The following is an 18,221-nucleotide window of genomic DNA, read 5'->3' as shown; positions in this document are numbered from 1 at the left end:
GGAAGGCTGTCGCGCCGGAGCGAGCGACTGCGCTGAATGATGGCATGGGGTTCTTGGCCTTCCCGCCGCGGAAATGGGGCGGACGCGGGCCCGCTCGGCACTTCGAGGGCGCAAGGCAGTTTGCGGCCCCCGGCCGCGGGCCATGAACCCGACAGGATGGCACAGCGAATAACGTGAAAGGGACGACATGGAAATTGGAAGCGATGACAAGAGGCACGGACTCCGACTGCTGATTATCTCGGCGGACAAGTACCCGCCGTTCCGGGTGGATGTTTCCGTTCTCTTCGGCCGCGAGCTAGCGTCGCGCGGCCACACCATCGACTGGATACTGCAATCGGGAGCTCCTTGTGAGCGCGCACAGCGTACCCAATGGGGCGGTGGAACGGCGTGGGTCGCTCCGGCTAATTCGGGCACGTCACGCTTTGCCCGGCTCATGAAACACTGCCAGGGGATTCTGCACGATATGCGCACGCTGTGGCGCGTTCGTTCGCAGCATTACGACATCATCCAGGTGAAGGACAAGTTTATTTCCGCCCTGCCTGCTTGGTGGGCCGCGAGGCGTCGGGGAAGCCGCTTCGTGTACTGGCTAGCCTATCCCTACCCCGAGGCATCCATCCACGCGGTGCGAGACGGCACGGCCCGCTATCCCTTGCTCTACTTGCTGCGGGGATGGATACAAAAAGTGCTCCTTTATCGGATCATCCTTCCAGTCGCCGACCATGTGTTCGTGCAAAGCGAGCAAATGAAGGTCGACGTGTGCCAGAACGGCATCGATCCGAAGAAGGTAAGCCCGGTGCCGATGGGAATCTCGCTGGAGATGTTTCCGGATCAGCCCGCCGGCGCCACGGCGAGCGCGGAGCCCCGAATTGTGTATCTCGGTACGCTGGTGCGCGTGCGGCGCCTGGAGTTTCTGCTGCGTGTGCTCGAACGGGTGGCTAGGTCCGTTCCGGAGGTCAAGTTGTACTTCATCGGAGAGGGTGATGCGCCGGAGGACCGGCACGCGCTCGAAGAGGAGGCAAAACGCATGGGGCTCGAGGACCGCGTGGTGTTCACGGGGCGTCTGCCGCAGGACGAGGCGCTTCGCCTGACGGCGACGGCAAAAGTATGTGTCTCCCCGTTCTATCCGACGCCGATTCTGAACTCCACATCGCCGACCAAGCTCATGGAGTACATGGCGCTCGGACGACCGGTCGTTGCGAACGATCATCCGGAGCAGCGTCTGGTCATCCAGCAGAGCGGCGGTGGGCTGTGCGTGCGCTACGACGAGGACGAGTTCGCCCAAGCCATCGAGTATCTATTGGACCATCCGCAAGAGGCGGAAGAAATGGGCGCCAAGGGTCAGCAGTTTGTCCGCCGCCACCGCACCTACGCGCACATCGCCGACTTCGTCGAGGAGAAATACCTACTCTGCGTGGGATCATCGAACTCGCGCGGCAAAACGGCGAAGAAGGGTCCGGGTACGACCGCGGCGCCTGAGCGAGTGCCCCTGGAGTGATGGGCGCCGAATCCAGGCGCGGCCGTTCATTGTCGTACACCCTGGGCTAGGGCACCGTATCGAGCACCTTGTCGAGGCCATCGGAAGTCCGTGAGCGCGCGTGGCCCGATTGATCGGCTTGCGTAGCGCCAGACGCAGGGGTGTGTTGAGCGCCTGATACAGCGCCCCCTCAGGGGAATGGTGCTGCGGCCAGATGCGCCGCGGCCGCAGTGCGCCACCCCGACCTATTCCCGCACGTAGCGGTCTCCGAATTGTGCGCGCATGAACGCGACGGTCGCGTCGCGCACCGCACTTTCGTACGAGAAGCCGAGAAGTCGCTCCGGTGAGATCGTGACCCGCGCCCCGCCCTCTAGCAGCACGTCGAAGCGCGCCCCGTCTGCGCCGGCGACCACACGCTCGACGGCCGCCCGCGAGAAGGTGAACCGCGGACGCCGGGCCCGCGCGGGGATGTGGACGTGAATGAGGCCGTCTTGCGCCAACAGGAAGACGTCGGAGCGCGCGCCCTTCCAATAGAGGCCCAACTGGGCGGTGCCTAGCAGCAATAGCACTGCCTCCAGCGCGTAGAACAGCGAAGGAGGGTGCTCGACCAGAAGTAGGAGCAATAGCGCTGCCCCGACCAGCGCCAGCAGGTAGAAAAGCCGCTGGCGACGAAAGTCGGCTTTCACCATAGCAGCCTCGATCATTCGCTGCTCCGTTTCCCATCGGTGAGATACGGTCGCGCCCGATGCCTCACGCTAGCGCCCTTCGCTTAAAGAAACGGGGCCGTCGCATTGATTTGATCAAGACGCAGCAAAACCGCACAGGGACGTAGCTAACGTTTCTGCCCCCTACGACGTAAGTCGCGCAAGTCCGGCACAGTCACCGCTACCAACGCGGTTAGACCCACCTTAAGAGCAAACGACAACTCACTCCACGAGGCGTAGGTCAGCGCGACCATGGCGGTCCACGCCGCCAGCCATCCCCATGCGACGGCTGCCGGAAGGCGCGGCGACAGCAGCGGCCCGATCAACACCGGGCGTCCCCCGCAGCCTGCGCGCCGATGGAACCCGCGACAAGGCACAACGCTTGGGTGGCCGGTCGGCCGGCCAGCTTAGCTCCTAGGCAGAAGGCACACACGTTCGCCCATACGAATCCCATCCGGCGCCGCCCTGTTGTGCCAAAGACGTGCACGCGGTTGGCGAACATGCACTGCCTTTCTGGCGCGACTTCTCTTAAGACCTGGAGCACACGCTCACCGGCTCGCTGCACCTTTGCTCTTGCTCTCGTCGAACGGCCAGACGATCAGGAACGCGACGAAGAAGTATATGCCGATCAAGGCCGCAAAGAAGCATGGCCTGAGTTCACAACCAGTGACCTCGACCAGCCACCGCGCCGCCCTACCCGATCCTAGGGCGATGCCGAACGCGATTCCGAGCCGGAGAGCTCTACCGAGTGACATGCTGTGCAACCACGCCGCTCACGAAGCCGACGCTCGCGCCAAGCACCCTCTCAAGACTCCCTGTCCAGCCCTTCACTTGGCTTCTCTTACGTACACACGAGTCCACCAACCCTTCATCGCTAGTGAGTATGCAGCGGTCACTACGATCTCCTCTAACATCCAGTACTCGATACCTGCCGCATTGACCAACAACGCAAGCAGGAATGACACGAACCCCGCAAACACCGCATATACAGCGCCATCCACGTTGCGTAGGTCCTTTGATGCAAACGTAACCATTGCCGCTGTGGTCACGCAAACAAGCAATGACAGAATCAAGGGAGCGTTCATGACGGTTAACCTTCTTCCATGTGCGGCGCCCAGCGCTTGCGTGTTCCCGCTGGCCCACTCCGCTCTTATGAGCGTCCCTCGATAGCCGCGGAATGCACGCCATTCGGCATCTTCTCTCGTGTACTTCTCATGATTCCGACAGGCACTACCGATATCGCTTATCGATGCAAAAGGGGCGCCATTAGAATCTACCTGATGATGCTGGCTCAGGGAATGGTCCTCCGGTGACCGTGCGATGCAACGATTTTCAGTTCACGTAGGTTGGGCTGACGAAGGAAGGCCGACGCCCCTGAAGCTCTCGACGTGGACGCCTCTCGCACATGCGCTCGCTGCAAGAGGCTGCCGGGCCCGAGCAAGCCCATCTGATGGAACGTGATCGGGAACATCGTTGGGCTTCCTTCGTCAACCCGCCGCCTACATGGGCTCATCCAATGCTTCGAGCACGTGTGCGATGCGCCGTGCATACTCCTCGCCCTCCCAGGTCCCTCCAGTGACGGTCACGGCGCATCCGCCCGCCGTTTGTTCAATCGCCACCTTGGGGTCGGACAAGAAGGGGAAAGTCGGCGATGGTCTCCTCGCTACAAAACGGACCGTTGAGCCGGAGAGCATCCGGCGCGACGGAATGGGCCACGCATCCCACACTGGATGGTCGAAGCGCGCTTCGACGACGACGCCTCTACTTGAGCGTCCTTGCAATCGCCGTCCTGTGGTAGTCACTCGGAAGCCGTGTTGCTCGAGCATTGCGACCAAGGTGGCCGGAGACAGCGTGAGTCTCTTCATCGAAAGAGCGATGATGACGGTAGCGATGAGAAACACGAAAAACAAAAGGATGGACCAGAACATCTCGTCGAGCGCGCGCTCGAGGGCATGCCACTCATAAACGGCGATGAACGCCATCAGTACGGCTAGGTACGGAGCGACGTACATTGCGAACCAAAGAAGCACCAACGACCAATAGCGTGTCATCATAGAGTCACTGCGTACCTTCCAGCCCTCCGCCGCCTGGCGGATCCTTGCCTGCGCCGTCTCACTCGTCAGTTCACGTAGGTTGGGCTGCCGAAGGAAGCCCAACACCCCTCAATCTCTCGATGTGAATGCCCCTCGTACGCGTGCTCGTCGCCTTTAGCGATGCAAAACGCTGATCATACCTAGTAGTTCGATCCGCCGCGATCGGGAACAACGTTGGGCTTCCTTTCGTCAGCCCAACCTACGCGGGCTGAGGAAGGAAGCCCGACGCCCTCAAGCTCTCGATGTAGCGCCCATCCGTTGTGAACCATCAATGGTTAGCAACCATCATAAGTAACGAGAAACCTGTGAACCAACCGATTGACACTGGACAGAGGCTGAGGTCGTCAACATCAGGCAATCGTGTACCCCACAGAAATCGCGCTTCGAGCATGTTGGTGACGAAGGCGGCCACCAACGCGACGGCGATATACAGCGCGTTGTGTGCGCCAACCAGACCGAGCCAGATTACGGCGGCATACACGCCAGCGCCCACTAACAAGCCGGCGGGGAAGAATACTATCGCGATGAAAAAGCGCATGCTATACCTGCTACCCGAACGCGTAACGATCACGGTTCCCTTTGCTAGCGACAAGAACCGTCAAAATGGCAAGCGTAATTGCGGCGATAGCAACTGCGACAACCGCGGCCACTAGAACCGACACTGGGAACACGAGAGCGGAGGCCATTATCCAAGAGGTCGCTTTCATTATGCCTATTGCAGCTCCGAGATTCGCCAATATCGTTATTACCTTCTGATCCGTTCCTAACTCATCACTCGCAACAGTTGAAAAGGTGGCGTAGGCAAATCCCAGCACCGTCAAAGCCTTGGCTGCGAAGTTAACCACTCTAGAGAACGTGATCTCATCACGTGGGCCGAACATCGAGGTTGGCGAACGGTATTTCGCGAGCAGACCATCTAAGACTGCGGAGAAGAACGCGCCGATTAACGCATATATCCACGACCCGGACGCACCGCCTTCAATCCGCCAGGCGCCGTCGCCGACCTGCGGGTCGAAGATCACGTAGCCCGAGCCGTGCCAGCCGGATACTTCGATGGGATCCGTATGCACAATCACTTCCCGCCCCATCGCCAGCGCACTGCGGATGTCGTTGAGGGTCTGGGCGCTGTGGCCCAGGTCAGCAAGAGCGGTATCCTGATTCGCGGGCGTGACGTGGTAGATGCGCTGGCCTTGCGCGGCAGCCTTTTGCAGAGCCTTGACAGCCGACACCGCCTCGCCTGGGTTCTCGGGCGTCACAAACATCTGCTCGGGCACGGCGTGTTCCAAGGCTGAGGACAGTTCACGTAGTCCTGCGTAGAACATGTCCCCCAGTAGGTCTTCGCGAGTGAGCCCGGCGAGCAATGTATCGTCCGTCGAGGCCAACGCGCCGCCGGTGGCTTCGAGGCGGGCCTGCGCCTCTCGTAGGCTGCCCGTTGCCACCCCGCCGCCGACCACCGCCACCGCGAGGTAGGAGCCCGACACGACCTTATTGGGATAGTGGCGCAGACCATGGATCGGCTCCCGCACGCTGTACCTGAACGCCAGCTCCTCGCCCAGGTTCATGGCTGCACCTGCGAGCACCGTCTCGCCCTCGACCTTTAGCTCGGGCACGACCTTGATGAGGTAGGCGGGGATGCTGCTCGGCAGCTGACTGATGTCGGTGATGTCGCCTTCGGGCAGTTCACGTAGGTTGATGTGATGGTCTCCTCCCCTTTCTAACCGGCGTCATGTGCGCCACGATGGAGATGTTAAGCAACCATCGAAACGAAAGAAGAGGAGACCGCCATGAAGATTACAACGGTCGGGCTGGACCTGGCAAAGAGCGTGTTCCATGTGGTGTGTTTTGATGCCTCACACCACGAGGTTGGCAAGCGGATGCTGCGTCGAAGCGAGGTCATGAAGTACTTTTCCCACCTGGAGCCCTGCCGGGTGGCGATGGAGGCCTGCGCCGGCGCTCATTATTGGGGACGTGAGCTGCAGCGGTTGGGTCACCGGGTAAAGCTGATTGCGCCGCAATTCGTGAAGCCGTACGTGCAGGGCAACAAGAATGACTACAACGATGCCCGGGCGATAGCGGAGGCCGCGACCCGGCCGGCGATGCGCGCAGTGAGCATCAAGAGCGTCGAGCAACAGGACATCCAGGCGCTACATCGCCTGCGGGCGCAGCGCATCAAGGAACGCACTGCCCTGTGCAACCAGCTGCGGGCGTTGGTGGCGGAGTATGGACTGGTGATGAACAAGGGTGGCCTCGGTACGACGTGCTGTGCCGCAGTTGCTGGAAGACGCTGAAAACGGCCTGAGCACCCTGTTTCGCGGCCTCCTGAAGCGGGGTTATGACCAGCTTGTCGAGTTAGAGGGCCACATTGACTTCTACACTGGTCAGATTGAGCAAACCAGCCGTCAGGACGAGCGTTGCAGGCGCTTGCAGGCCGTGCCGGGATTCGGACCGATCGTGGCCAGCGTCTTTGTCGGCCAGGTGGGCGATGGCAAGGCTTTCCGGCGGGGGCGCGACGTGTCAGCGGCGCTGGGTCTGGTGCCGCGCCAGCACAGCAGCGGCGGCAAGGAGGTATTGCTGGGGATCAGCAAGAAGGGCGACGGCTATTTACGCAGCCTGCTAGTCCACGGCGCGCGCAGTGTGGTGCTGCACGCCAAGGCCAAGGACGATAAATTGAGTCAATGGATTAACCGACTGTGCGAACGACGGGGCATCAACAAAACCGCCGTCGCGCTGGCCAACAAACTGGCCCGTATGGGCTGGGCGCTGTTACGGAACGACACCAAATATTGCCCCGCCTGAGCGGATACGATAACGATACTGAGTTTGAGGTAACCTGCCGACGATTGCGAAGATAACGTGAAGTGATGACATCACAGGTAAGACCGGCGTATTGAAAACCTGCTATGCCCATAGGCTGATTCAAGCCGATAGGTTGATGAGGACGATACGCGCAGCTCACATCAAGGCCAGAGAAGACATCTCCTCATCAACAGGCCGGATATATGGAAGCAATCCTGTCACTGTCTGAAACACACGGTATCTTGCAAGCGGGGAGGAGACCATATATGGGCTGACGAAGGAAGCCCAACACCCCTCAAGCTGTCGATGTGAATACATACCCCTCGTACGCGTGCTCCTCTCCTTTAGTGGTGCAGACAGGGACAACGTTGGGCTTCCTTCGTCAGCCCAACCTACGCGGGCTGAGAAGATTGCCCACTATCATCAGCGTCCCCGCCAACTCTATGGCTCGCCGAAGATCTACGCGGACCTGGTCGCCATGGCGCGCCTGATGAGGGCGGCGGACATCCAATCCCGAATGGCCCGCAAGTTCGTCATCACCACGGATTCGAAGTACACCCTCAAGGCCGCGTCAGACCTGCTACAGCGACAATTCACGGTCGGCCAGCCGGACACTGCCTGGGTGTCTGATACCACCTTCATCCCCAGCCGCGAGGGCTGGCTCTACCTCGCTGTCCTCCTGGACCTGTTCTCCCGTCAGGTGATCGGCTGGGCCATGGGCGAGCGCAACGACGCCGAACTGGTGCAGCAGGCCCTGACGATGGCGCTGTGGCGCCGAAAGAAGGTCGACAGCCTCATCGTCCACTCCGACCAGGGCAGCACCTATGCCTCGACAGCGTACCAGCAGCAGTTACATGAGAACGGTCTGCGCTGCAGCATGAGCCGCAAGGGCGAATGTCTCGACAACGCCGTGGCCGAAAGCTTCTTCGGCTCCCTGAAGAACGAACTGGTGCACCACGAGGACTACAACACGCGGGCAGAAGCCAAACAAAGCCTCTTCGAGTACATCGAGGTATTCTACAACCGGCAACGCCGGCACGCTTCGCTAAGGTATCTGACGCCGGTAGAATACGAAGCCCGGTACGCGAGCAATTAAACCGTCCGTTTTATTGGGGGAAGCTCATGATCTGGAACAACGTTGGGATTCCTTCGTCACCCCCAACCTACACGTGCTTATTATGGCTCTTTTAATTCAGGAATAAATCATTAGCGTCAATAACTGCAGAGCGAGGAACCCAATGATTGCGAGAAAGTAAAACAAACTTAACACCCAGGGCCACGAGTATGTCACGAACGATGACATTCCCTTCGCCGCCCCCATTATACAGGCTATCAACAAGCCCGCGACTGCGGCCGCGGGCACAGAAAAATCATCTGCGTTGTTCAACGCGATAATCGCAAGCAGTAGAACCAAGACGTGGGGAATGACTTTTACGATCACAGTGACCATAACGTCAAAACCTCGGCTATTATCAAACCCACCAGCGTCTTTACGGTGGCTGGCAGTGCGAAAAAGAACGTAGCAACAATGGCCGTGATAGCCAATACCTGAGACTTCACGTCGGTCCATTTCAGATCTGGGTTAAATGCGATCTCTAGGAGGATGATATGCAGCGCCAACGCAATTGTTAAAGCAATCAGCATCGGCGATATAAGAACGCCGGCGGCCGCCCCCATCAGCGCCACGAGCCCAATGCCGAGTATCGCGACACCGCCGACCAGCACTCCCCCGTTCGCCCCACCCCCAAGCTTCCAAGCCCCCGCTCCCGTCTCCGCATCAAAGATCACATACCCCGCGCCGCTCCACCCCGGGACGCTGATTGGGTCGGTGTGCACGATCACCTCCTTACCCACCGCCAACGCTGCGCGGATTTCGCTCATGGTCAGACTGTTCTGGCGGATGTTCGTGAGAGCCTCGGCCTGATTGGCCTGATTGACATGATAAACCCGTTGACCCCCTTGGGCGGCGATCTGCAGAGCCTTGACCGCCGAGACCGCCTCGCCGGGGTTCTCGGGCGTCACGAACATTTGCTCGGGCACGGCGTGTTCCAGCGCTGACGACAGTGCACCGAGCTGGAAGTTGAACTGACGCCATGCGTCGGCGCCCTGGACGTCAACACTGGAGGAGTGTGCCACCCTGTCCAGGTCCATCTCGACTCCCCCCGGTGTGATTGCGCGGGGCAGGCCGAAGAAATAGCTCACCTGGGGAACGTAGCCATAGGTCCCCGCCGAGGTTGCGAGTTGGAAGTGCGCGCTCTGGCTTAGGGCGGAGAGGCGTCCCAGGGCTTGGTACTGCGCGAAGTACCCCAGAAGTCCTGCGTAGAACATGTCCCCCAGTAGGTCTTCGCGAGTGAGCCCGGCGAGCAATGTATCGTCCGTCGAGGCCAACGCGCCGCCGGTGGCTTCGAGGCGGGCCTGCACCTCTTGTAGACTGCCCGTTGCCACCCCGCCGCCGACCACCGCCACCGCCAGGTAGGAGCCCGCGACGACCTTGTTCGGGTAATGGCGCAGGCCGTGGATCGGGTCGCGCACGCTGTACCTGAACGCCAGCTCCTCGCCGAGGTTCATCGCTGCGCCTGCAAGAACGGTCTCGCCCTCGACCTTTAGCTCGGGCACGACCTTGATGAGGTAGGCGGGAATGCTGCTCGGCAGCTGGCTGATGTCGGTGATGTCGCCTTCGGGCAGAAGTGCGTGCAGGGCATCCTCATCGGCCTGCGTGGCGGGACGGAAGGAGAGCGTTACCTTGCGGTTGTTGAGTTGCGCCCAGGGGAACTGGGCCTGGGCGAGTGGCGTGCCGAGGATGTCGGCGCCGAGACCGAAGGCGATGGTGGGCTGCAGGGCGGCCGGCAGCGCGGCGTAGCGGGCGCCATCGACGACGCGGTCATAGGGCATGGCGGAGGGCAGCACGGGCGCCTCGCGAATGATGACCTTGCGACCGCCAATGACGTCGCCCACGGTCGGGTCGGTCATTTGCTCGATATGGGCTTCCAGCGCCTGACGGGCGTCTTCCTGCGCGGCCTCGATAATGGAGGCGTCCAGCCCCTGCACCCAGCCGGCCGCCTCGTCTACGGCACCGCTGGCCATGAAGCTCGCGGCCAAGGCCTCGCCGTCGAGGTTGGCGATGGCGGCCACATCGAGCCCTTCCAGGTATTCGTACTGCTTGTAGCTCGCATCCAGCGCGAGCCAGGTGTCGGCCTCGCGCATGATGGCAGCGCGCGAGGGCAGAAAATCCACCGCCGCCTCGACCCAGACGTGCTCCATGCGCACCATCACGACGCTGCCGCCCTGGGTGAGGCTGGTGGCGGGGATCCCGCCCGAGGAGGCGTAGTCCATCGCCGCCTCGATGCTCTCGAAGCCGCCGGCCCAGTTCACGTAGGTTGGGCTGACGAAGGAAGCCCAACACCCCTCAAGCTCTCGATGTGCATGCCCCTCGTACGCGTGCTCGTCGCCTTTAGCGATGCAAAAAGCTGATCAGACCGAGTAGTCCGATCCGGCGCGATCGGGAACAACGTTGGGCTTCCTTTCGTCAGCCCATATATGGTCTCCTCCCCGCTTGCAAGATACCGTGTGTTTCAGACAGTGACAGGATTGCTTCCATATATCCGGCCTGTTGATGAGGAGATGTCTTCTCTGGCCTTGATGTGAGCTGCGCGTATCGTCCTCATCAACCTATCGGCTTGAATCAGCCTATGGGCATAGCAGGTTTTCAATACGCCGGTCTTACCTGTGATGTCATCACTTCACGTTATCTTCGCAATCGTCGGCAGGTTACCTCAAACTCAGTATCGTTATCGTATCCGCTCAGGCGGGGCAATATTTGGTGTCGTTCCGTAACAGCGCCCAGCCCATACGGGCCAGTTTGTTGGCCAGCGCGACGGCGGTTTTGTTGATGCCCCGTCGTTCGCACAGTCGGTTAATCCATTGACTCAATTTATCGTCCTTGGCCTTGGCGTGCAGCACCACACTGCGCGCGCCGTGGACTAGCAGGCTGCGTAAATAGCCGTCGCCCTTCTTGCTGATCCCCAGCAATACCTCCTTGCCGCCGCTGCTGTGCTGGCGCGGCACCAGACCCAGCGCCGCTGACACGTCGCGCCCCCGCCGGAAAGCCTTGCCATCGCCCACCTGGCCGACAAAGACGCTGGCCACGATCGGTCCGAATCCCGGCACGGCCTGCAAGCGCCTGCAACGCTCGTCCTGACGGCTGGTTTGCTCAATCTGACCAGTGTAGAAGTCAATGTGGCCCTCTAACTCGACAAGCTGGTCATAACCCCGCTTCAGGAGGCCGCGAAACAGGGTGCTCAGGCCGTTTTCAGCGTCTTCCAGCAACTGCGGCACAGCACGTCGTACCGAGGCCACCCTTGTTCATCACCAGTCCATACTCCGCCACCAACGCCCGCAGCTGGTTGCACAGGGCAGTGCGTTCCTTGATGCGCTGCGCCCGCAGGCGATGTAGCGCCTGGATGTCCTGTTGCTCGACGCTCTTGATGCTCACTGCGCGCATCGCCGGCCGGGTCGCGGCCTCCGCTATCGCCCGGGCATCGTTGTAGTCATTCTTGTTGCCCTGCACGTACGGCTTCACGAATTGCGGCGCAATCAGCTTTACCCGGTGACCCAACCGCTGCAGCTCACGTCCCCAATAATGAGCGCCGGCGCAGGCCTCCATCGCCACCCGGCAGGGCTCCAGGTGGGAAAAGTACTTCATGACCTCGCTTCGACGCAGCATCCGCTTGCCAACCTCGTGGTGTGAGGCATCAAAACACACCACATGGAACACGCTCTTTGCCAGGTCCAGCCCGACCGTTGTAATCTTCATGGCGGTCTCCTCTTCTTTCGTTTCGATGGTTGCTTAACATCTCCATCGTGGCGCACATGACGCCGGTTAGAAAGGGGAGGAGACCATCACATCAACCTACGCGGGCTTGGGTTGGGCTGACGAAGGAAGCCCCACGCCCCTCAAGCTCTTGATGTGAATGCCCCTCGTACGCGTGCTCGTCGAGCGATGCAGATAGTTGATCAGACCGAGTAATCCGATCCGGCGCGACAGGGAACAACGTTGGGCTTCCTTTCTTCAGCCCATCTACGCGGGCTCCCGCTGCAGCGCCAGGGCATGCGTGCTCCGGGCCGCATAAGCGTGGACGACTCTGTGCTCATGACTGTCTTCCAAGCCGAAGGCGAGCCATTCGGCATCTTCTCTCTTATGAGTCAGCGTTCATTTATCCATGCAGGGCGCTATCCGAAGCTACCGGATGCTGCTGTCTCAGGGCATGGTTTCTTGGGATGAACGCGCGATGCAACGATTTGCCGAAGGCGCGGGAGGTATTCAGAGATTCCACAGAAGTACGTCCACCCCCTTTGTATCGCCATGTATGCGGGGTTCTAGCCGGGGCGCACAAGAAGAACGCTAAGCATGAGGAGCGATATGCTGATTACGTAGCGCTGTCGCGGCGTTCGAATCGGCTTCATATCCACGTGATCAAGCGCTGGAATGAATAGCCCCCAACCGATGGAAGCGATCACGAACGCCACAGTTTGCCCCCCCGCCATCATCAACGCCAGTGGCCAGATGAAAAGCAATCCTGCCAGGATCCAGAGAATACTACGCAGTAGCAGCGGTCGAATCATTTTCGCTCCTCACTGCGACCAGACGACATATGTTCAACATGCTCCCAATCGCCCAATGAAATATTGACGAAACGAATATGCTCGCAGCGATAGCCGCAAACACACCACCCACCGCGGCGGCCGCCGCCACGAACGCAATTGAAATCAAAGTAGATGCAACGATCGCGAAAACGACGAGCGGCAAGGCATTCGATGGGCAACTAGTGATCGCTGAGTATACGTTCTCTATGAATTCTATTGCTTGGCTGAGCGCGCCGAGAGCGCGTAAAGCAGCATTCTCCGCATTGGAGATTAGGGCTTGCAGCAATATCCACAGCCCCACCCCCACATCCTCGAAGAAGCTACCCTTTGCTCCACCCCCAATCTTCCAAGCCCCCGCTCCCGTCTCCGCATCAATGATCACATACCCCGCGCCGCTCCACCCCGGCACGCTGATTGGGTCGGTGTGCACGATCACCTCCTTACCCACCGCCAACGCTGCGCGGATTTCGCTCATGGTCAGACTGTTCTGGCGGATGTTCGTGAGAGCCTCGGCCTGATTGGCCTGATTGACATGATAAACCCGTTGACCCCCTTGGGCGGCGAGCTGCAGAGCCTTGACCGCCGAGACCGCCTCGCCGGGGTTCTCGGGCGTCACGAACATCTGCTCGGGCACGGCGTGCTCCAGGGCTGAGGACAGCGCGCCGAGCTGGAAGTTGAACTGGCGCCAGGCATCGGCGCCCTGACCGTCAACGCTGGAGGTGTGTGCCACCCTGTCCAGGTCCATCTCGACTCCCCCCGGTGTGATTGCGCGGGGCAGGCCGAAGAAATAGCTCACCTGGGGAACGTAGCCATAGGTCCCCGCCGAGGTTGCGAGTTGGAAGTGCGCGCTCTGGCTTAGGGCGGAGAGGTGTCCCAGGGCTTGGTACTGCGCGAAGTACCCCAGAAGTCCTGCGTAGAACATGTCCCCCAGTAGGTCTTCGCGAGTGAGCCCGGCGAGCAATGTATCGTCCGTCGAGGCCAACGCGCCGCCGGTGGCTTCGAGGCGGGCCTGCGCCTCTCGTAGGCTGCCCGTTGCCACCCCGCCGCCGACCACCGCCACCGCGAGGTAGGAACCCGCCACTACCTTGTTCGGATAATGGCGCAGACCGTGGATCGGGTCGCGCACGCTGTACCTGAACGCCAGCTCCTCTCCCAGGTTCATCGCTGCGCCTGCCAGCACCGTCTCGCCCTCGACCTTTAGCTCGGGCACGACCTTGATGAGGTAGGCGGGGATGCTGCTCGGCAGCTGGCTGATGTCGGTGATCTCGCCTTCGGGCAGGAGCGCGTGCAGCGCATCCTCATCGGCCTGCGTGGCGGGACGGAAGGAGAGCGTTACCTTGCGGTTGTTGAGTTGCGCCCAGGGGAACTGGGCCTGGGCGAGTGGCGTGCCGAGGATGTCGGCGCCGAGACCGAAGGCGATGGTGGGCTGCAGGGCGGCCGGCAGCGCGGCGTAGCGGGCGCCATCGACGACGCGGTCATAGGGCATGGCGGAGGGCAGCACGGGCGCCTCGCGAATGATGACCTTGCGACCGCCAATGACGTCGCCCACGGTCGGGTCGGTCATTTGCTCGATATGGGCTTCCAGCGCCTGACGGGCGTCTTCCTGCGCGGCCTCGATAATGGAGGCGTCCAGCCCCTGCACCCAGCCGGCCGCCTCGTCTACGGCACCGCTGGCCATGAAGCTCGCGGCCAAGGCCTCGCCGTCGAGGTTGGCGATGGCGGCCACATCGAGCCCTTCCAGGTATTCGTACTGCTTGTAGCTGGCATCGAGCGCGAGCCAGGTGTCGGCTTCGCGCATGATGGCAGCGCGCGAGGGCAGAAAGTCCACCGCCGCCTCGACCCAGACGTGCTCCATGCGCACCATCACGACGCTGCCGCCCTGGGTGAGGCTGGTGGCGGGGATCCCGCCCGAGGAGGCGTAGTCCATCGCCGCCTCGATGCTCTCGAAGCCGCCGGCCCAGTTCACGTAGGTTGGGCTGACGAAGGAAGCCCAACACCCCTCAAGCTCTCGATGTGCATGCCCCTCGTACGCGTGCTCGTCGCCTTTAGCGATGCAAAAAACTGATCAGACTGAGTAGTCCGATCCGGCGCGATCGGGAACAACGTTGGGCTTCCTTTCGTCAGCCCAACCTACGCGGGCTGTTGCATCGACCGGTTGAACGCACCGCCCCCTTTTTCCACCCCTTTTTCCTCACGTTACCTATAGCCAAGCATCAATTATTACAGATGGGGGTAAAGTGCCTCGGGATAAACAGCGAACCGAATATACGCCAACACGATCACGAGAAAAACATAGCCGATAATCACTTGCCAATATGCAGATCTCCCCTCCGCGGCGGTGTACCAACGCCCTAACGCGTACGCTCTTCCTTTCAGCGCCCCAAAGATCGCCATGCCCGCGAAGACTACAATAGCCGCGTCGGTAAGAAACAGCAGAAAGTTGGCTAACCCAGATTGCAAGAATGTCTCCTCTAGTTTGCACAAACGCTAGATTTAGCGGTTGCTAAGGCTGCCCCTCCGGCGATTAGACCGACATACATGACAATTATCGCCCCGATACCCGACGCAAATATACCAGCAAACGCGGCCAGCACTGCGAGACCGATAAGGTAATCAAGACCCGAGCAGTTATGATCTACGGTTAAATATTCGAGGATTAGGTTAACGGCTATGATCATAGCGATAGCAGCTGCGAGAAACACGAGGATGGGCGCGCCAAATCCAGCGCCTATCATCCCGAGGGCAAACCCCATAAACCCAAGTATTCCTGCCGCATCTTCCGAGAGAAAGCCCCCATTTGCGCCTCCCCCGATCTTCCACGCACCGGCGCCCGTACTTGGATCGACAATCACATAGCCCGCACCAACCCAGCCTGGCACACTGATCGGGCTCGCGTGCACAACAACCTCTTTACCTACCGCCAGCGCCGCAGAAATGTCATTCATTACCACTTGGCTTTGCCGGACATCCGGCAACATGATGCCCTGATTTGCCTTGGTGATGTGGTAGATTCGCTGGCCCTGTGCGGCGGCAAGCTGCAGTGCCTTCACTGCAGAAACCGCCCCGCCGGTGCCGCCGTTCCTTTTGAACATCTGTTCGGGCAGTACATGCTCAAGTGCCGAAGCTACGGCGCCAACATGAAAGTTGAAGGCAGCCCACATGGAGGGGGGCTGTTGATCCACATTCGACACATGCGCCACCCGGTCGAGGTCCATTTCTACGCCACCAGGGATAACAGCACGAGGGACACCAAAAAAGTACGTGACGGTTGGCACGTAACCATAGCTTCCTGCCGAATTGACGAGCTGGAAATGACCCCCTCGACTCTGGGCAATCAGACGTCCTACAGCATTATACTGCGCGAAATAGCCTAATAACCCAGCATGAAACATCTCGCCCAGCAAGTCTTCGCGGGTCAACCCTTCGAGTTGCCCATCCTCTCCTGACCCAAGCTTCGTGCGGGTAGATTCCAGCTCACTCTGAGCATCCCGCAGACTGCTTGGGGCCACATTGCCGCCTATCACGCCTACAGCAATGTACGAACCGGCTAACACTTTATTTGGATAATGGCGCATGCCGTGGACCGGATCGCGCACGCTGTACCGGAAGGCCAGTTCTTCGCCCAGCTTCATGGCTGCGCCCGCAAGCTCCGTCTCGCCCTCGACCTTTAGCTCGGGCACGACCTTGATGAGGTAGGCGGGGATGCTGCTGGGCAGCTGGCTGATGTCGGTGATTTCGCCTTCGGGCAGGAGCGCGTGCAGCGCATCCTCATCGGCCTGCGTGGCGGGACGGAAGGAGAGGGTCACCTTGCGGTTGTTGAGCTGCGCCCAGGGGAACTGGGCCTGGGCGAGTGGCGTGCCGAGGATGTCGGCACCCAGACCGAAGGTGATGGTGGGCTGCAGGGCGGCCGGTAGCGCAGCGTAGCGGGCGCCTTCGACGATGCGCGCAAAGGGCATGGCGGAGGGCAGCACGGGTGCCTCGCGGATGACGACCTTACGGCCGCCGATGACGTCGCCCACCGTGGGATCGGTCATTTGCTCGATGTGGGCTTCCAGCGCCTGGCGGGCGTCTTGCTGCGCGGCCTCGATAATGGAGGCGTCCAGCCCCTGCACCCAGCCGGCCGCCTCGTCTACGGCACCGCTGGCCATGAAGCTCGCGGCCAAGGCCTCGCCGTCGAGGTTGGCGATGGCGGCCACATCGAGCCCTTCCAGGTATTCGTACTGTTTGTAGCTGGCATCGAGCGCGAGCCAGGTGTCGGCCTCGCGCATGATGGCGGCACGGGAGGGGAGGAAGTCCACTGCCGCCTCAGCCCAGACGTGTTCCATACGCACTGTGACCACGCGCCCGCCCTGAGTGATGCCAGTGGTGGGGATACCGCCGGAGGACGCGTAGTTCATGGCGGCTTCGATGCTCTCGAAGCCGCCGGCCCAATTGCGGAAGCGCGCTTCGGGGACCTCGATGGTGCCGTGAACATAGCGCGCCGGCACGCCGGAGGCGCGCAGCAGGGCAATGAGCAGGCTGGCGGTATCCATGGCGTTGCCGCGCTGCGCCGACAGCGTGAGGTCGGCGTCCTGCACCGCGCCCCAGGATGGGACCCATTCGACGTGATTGCGCACCCAGTGGTAGATGTTGACCGGCTCGTAACCGAGTTCTTCGGCCTTGGCGCGGATGGCGGGCGTGAGCGGCACCTCGACCGTCTCGCCCAGGTAGGCGGGATCGGCGGCGCCTGGCAGGGTGTCGAAGCGGTAGTTCTCCAGCGCCGCGAGCTGGACCAGGGGGTTGCTGTAGAGGCCGGCGGCGCGGAACTCGTGCTCCTCGAGCTTGGGGCGATTGTCCGGATTCGGGAGCTGCGGGCCGTGGGGCAGCTCGTTGGGATTGAAAGGGTGCTGACTGCGCTCGAGCTGACGCTCGGTCAGGCGTTGCTTGGCGCGCTCGAGGCCGCGCCGCACGCCCTCATCGGTATCCGCGGCCTCCACCTCGGCGAGTTCTTCGAGCAGGCCGTCCATTTCGGCATTGAACGCGGCCACCGCGTCGCGTTGACGCTGGTGGATGACCTCCGGGACCTCGCGCGCCTGCAGCATAGCGCCGACGGAGGCAAAGTCGGCCATGGCCTCGGCGCGCAGGTCCACCAGCTGGCGACGCAGCGTAGCGAGTTCGCGGCGCTCCTCGGCGATGGCCTGCCCGCGCGCCGCGCGGTCGACGGCCACGGCGGAGACGTCGCGCGCTTTCTGCAGCGCCCGCGAGAGTTGGTCCGCCTTGCTCGGGGGCACCGGTTGCGGCGCGGGCGGGGTTTGTGCTGCGCCCTGGAAGGCGGCCGCAACCGGCTGCGTGATGAGCATCGTGAACGCGACGATCACCAGCGCGGCCAGCGTTCGACTCAGGTAGCTCTGCCGCAGGAGCGAAAGGATAGCGGGCGCCTGGTAGGCCGGCGGTGCGCCGTCGCGGCAGTAGCGGAGCGAGGTCATAGCGATGTCCCTGTTATTGTTCTGGTCGTGGGTTCTTGTTGGTGTT

General features: G+C 61.3%; 9 protein-coding genes and 4 pseudogenes. 3 read left to right on the top strand and 10 right to left on the bottom strand.

Annotation, left to right across the window (positions count from 1 at the left end; translation table 11 throughout):
- Positions 1-187: 187 nt before the first annotated feature.
- Positions 188-1,495, top strand: a complete 1,308-nt coding sequence (locus HUS23_08565) for a glycosyltransferase family 4 protein (GenBank protein QKT03866.1) — start codon at positions 188-190, stop codon at positions 1,493-1,495.
- Between the two features lie 224 nt (positions 1,496-1,719).
- On the opposite strand, the gene HUS23_08560 is transcribed toward HUS23_08565, so the two are convergent.
- From HUS23_08560 to HUS23_08540, 5 genes are all read right to left on the bottom strand, one after another.
- Complete coding sequence (locus HUS23_08560; protein QKT03865.1) at positions 1,720-2,178, bottom strand: hypothetical protein; 459 nt, start codon at positions 2,176-2,178, stop codon at positions 1,720-1,722.
- A gap of 827 nt (positions 2,179-3,005) precedes the next feature.
- Entirely contained in the window at positions 3,006-3,263 is a 258-nt protein-coding gene (locus tag HUS23_08555) for a hypothetical protein (protein QKT03864.1), read from the bottom strand.
- 414 nt (positions 3,264-3,677) lie between these two features.
- Positions 3,678-4,160, bottom strand: coding sequence for a hypothetical protein (locus HUS23_08550; GenBank protein ID QKT03863.1), 483 nt, complete (start codon positions 4,158-4,160; stop codon positions 3,678-3,680).
- 379 nt (positions 4,161-4,539) lie between these two features.
- Positions 4,540-4,809 carry a hypothetical protein gene (locus HUS23_08545; GenBank protein ID QKT03862.1) on the bottom strand — a complete coding sequence of 90 codons (270 nt, stop codon included), beginning with the start codon at positions 4,807-4,809 and terminating at the stop codon, positions 4,540-4,542.
- 10 nt (positions 4,810-4,819) lie between these two features.
- The gene (locus tag HUS23_08540) at positions 4,820-5,833 is read right to left on the bottom strand and encodes a hypothetical protein (GenBank protein QKT03861.1); all 1,014 of its coding nucleotides are present in this window, start codon (positions 5,831-5,833) and stop codon (positions 4,820-4,822) included.
- Between the two features lie 222 nt (positions 5,834-6,055).
- Here HUS23_08540 and HUS23_08535 point away from each other — a divergent pair.
- Together HUS23_08535 and HUS23_08530 are read left to right on the top strand one after the other, a co-directional pair.
- Positions 6,056-7,067 (top strand): annotated as a pseudogene (locus tag HUS23_08535) (IS110 family transposase).
- 331 nt (positions 7,068-7,398) lie between these two features.
- Positions 7,399-8,163, top strand: a complete 765-nt coding sequence (locus HUS23_08530; protein QKT03860.1) for an IS3 family transposase — start codon at positions 7,399-7,401, stop codon at positions 8,161-8,163.
- Between the two features lie 500 nt (positions 8,164-8,663).
- Here HUS23_08530 and HUS23_08525 read toward each other — a convergent pair.
- From HUS23_08525 to HUS23_08505, 5 genes and pseudogenes are all read right to left on the bottom strand, one after another.
- Positions 8,664-10,442 (bottom strand): annotated as a pseudogene (locus HUS23_08525) (hypothetical protein).
- Between the two features lie 426 nt (positions 10,443-10,868).
- A pseudogene (locus HUS23_08520) lies at positions 10,869-11,880 on the bottom strand (IS110 family transposase).
- 563 nt (positions 11,881-12,443) lie between these two features.
- Positions 12,444-12,689, bottom strand: a complete 246-nt coding sequence (locus tag HUS23_08515; protein ID QKT03859.1) for a hypothetical protein — start codon at positions 12,687-12,689, stop codon at positions 12,444-12,446.
- A 352-nt stretch (positions 12,690-13,041) separates the two neighbouring features.
- A pseudogene (locus HUS23_08510) lies at positions 13,042-14,679 on the bottom strand (hypothetical protein).
- Positions 14,680-15,181: 502 nt separating this feature from the next.
- Positions 15,182-18,175, bottom strand: a complete 2,994-nt coding sequence (locus HUS23_08505) for a hypothetical protein (protein QKT03858.1) — start codon at positions 18,173-18,175, stop codon at positions 15,182-15,184.
- Positions 18,176-18,221: the final 46 nt, after the last annotated feature.

Source organism: Ectothiorhodospiraceae bacterium 2226 (assembly GCA_013348725.1).
GTDB lineage: Bacteria > Pseudomonadota > Gammaproteobacteria.
Note: the sequence above shows the minus strand (reverse complement) of the source record. Positions and strands in the feature narration are given on the sequence as shown.